At 70.1% G+C, this 473-nt stretch carries 1 pseudogene; it reads left to right on the forward strand.

What is annotated here, in order from left to right:
• A pseudogene (locus AC1DF3_RS37115) lies at nucleotides 1–473 on the forward strand (amidohydrolase family protein); the annotation flags it as partial.

The raw sequence follows: 473 nt of genomic DNA on the forward strand, positions 1-473 counted from the left end.
CTGGGCTCGCTGAACCAGCTGCGCAACGGCACCACCACCATCGTCGACTGGTGCCACATCCTGCGCGATGCCGAGATGACCGACACCGCCATCGATGCCCTCGAGGAGTCCGGCGTGCGCGCCGTCTTCGCCCGCGGCACCGTCAAGCCSCCCGAGCGACCCGGCGAGGTGCCCTATCACAAGAAGCCCTTCCCCCGCGAGGAGATCGAGCGCCTGCGCAAGGGCCGCCTSGCCTCCGACGACCGCCTSGTSACCCTGGCCATGGCCATCCTCGGGCCCGACTGGGGCGAGTACGACGTCGCCGCCCACGACATCCGCCTGGCRCGCGAGTTCGGCCTCATCAACTCCGCCCACACCTATGGCCGCAAGGGCAAGCGCGTGGTCGAGGACGGCTACCCCCGGCTGGCCGCCGAGGGCCTGCTCGGGCCTCACCACAACATCGGGCACGGCAACTGCTTCGACGACACCGAACT

This window comes from Variovorax sp. 10N432 (genome assembly GCF_056394465.1).